This window comes from Streptomyces mutomycini (genome assembly GCF_001700505.1).
GTDB classification, from domain to species: Bacteria; Actinomycetota; Actinomycetes; order Streptomycetales; family Streptomycetaceae; genus Streptomyces; species Streptomyces mutomycini.
The window spans coordinates 1-1,508 of record NZ_MAPV01000361.1; the positions used below are offsets into that span (position 1 = coordinate 1).

General features: G+C 67.8%; 1 protein-coding gene. It reads left to right on the top strand.

What is annotated here, in order from left to right; genetic code table 11:
* The coding region (locus tag BFF76_RS30465; RefSeq protein ID WP_275935687.1) for an SbcC/MukB-like Walker B domain-containing protein at positions 1-1,396 on the top strand (1,396 nt) is incomplete at its 5' end.
* Positions 1,397-1,508: the final 112 nt, after the last annotated feature.

Sequence of the window (1,508 nt, forward strand, 5' to 3'; positions counted from 1 at the left end):
CGAGGAGAAGGCCCGCACCCTCCACGAACAGGCCGACACGCTGCACACGCAAGCCAGCCGCCGCCACAACGAGCTCGCCACCCAGCACGCCGAAGCAGCCGGAGCAGCGGGCCCCACCCCCAGCGACGAGCTCAAGGCGCAGCTCCAAAAGGCCAAGGCAGCCCACCGGGCCGCCTGCGACGCTGCCAGCGCACTGCCCGCAGTCCAGGAGACCTTGACCCGCCTCCGCACAGAGCACGACACCCGCACCCAGCAGCGCCAACAAGCCCAGGACCGCGTGACCGAATGCCAGGCACGCACCAAAACCCTGGCCCACCAGCAGAGCACCCTCGCCGACACCCTGGCCACAGCACGCGGCACCGCCACCACCCTTGACGAGCGCATCACCGAACTCAGCCGCACCGCCAAAAACCTGTCCGGCGCGATCGACGCCGCCCAGAAGGCAGCCGACGCAACCTCCCGCCACCGCGACGCGACGACCACCGCCACCACCACCGCCCACGACGCCGGGTTCCCGACTCTCGAGGAGGCAACCGCTGCCCTCAAGGACCCCCAGCTCCTCGACCAGTGGAGCCAGGAACTCGACCAATGGGGCAAGGACGACGCCGTCGTCACCGACCTCCTGAAAACCTCGAACCTGCTGGAAGCCAGCCTCCAGCCCCCCGCCGACCTCCAAGCCGTAGCCAAAGCCCTGCTCGAGGCCGAAGACCGCATGAAGAAGACCGCAGCCACCCGCCAGCAGGCCCGTCACCGGGTCACCGCCCTGACCGAACTGACCTCCACCCTCACAGCCCGCCTCAACGACCTGAAACCCCTGCAAGCCCGCCACGCCCTGGCCGACCGCCTGGCCACCATCGCCTCCGCCGCCACCACAGCCAACACCCTCAGCATGGAACTCGAGGCCTACGTCCTGGCCGCCCGACTCGAAGAGATCGCTGAGGCAGCCAACATCCGGCTCCAGGCCATGACCTCGGAGCGCTACCTCCTTCAGCACACCGCCGACAAGGACGCAGGCCGACGCGGACGCCTCAAGTCCGGCCTGGGACTGAGAATCCTCGACACCTGGACCGGCACCGAACGCGAAACCTCCACCCTCTCCGGCGGCGAAACCTTCACCGCCTCCCTCGCTCTTGCCCTCGGCCTCGCCGACGTCGTCACCCAGGAAGCCAGCGGCCGCCCCCTGGGAACCCTGTTCATCGACGAAGGCTTCGGCACCCTCGATGAACAGAACCTGCAAGAAGTCATGGACGTCCTGGACCAACTACGCGCCGGAAACCGAGCCGTGGGCATCGTCAGCCACGTCACCGAACTCAGCCGCCGCATCCCCAGCCAGCTCAACGTGCTGAAAAACCGCAACGGCTCCACCCTGCGCCCGTTGATCAGCACCGATCTGTAACGTCAGACCAACCGGACAGAGAAACCCACCAACACCCACGCCACATCCCATACGGCACGTAAGAAGACCGCCCCGACCAAGAACCGGCCAGGAGACCATGCCGACCGCCGCG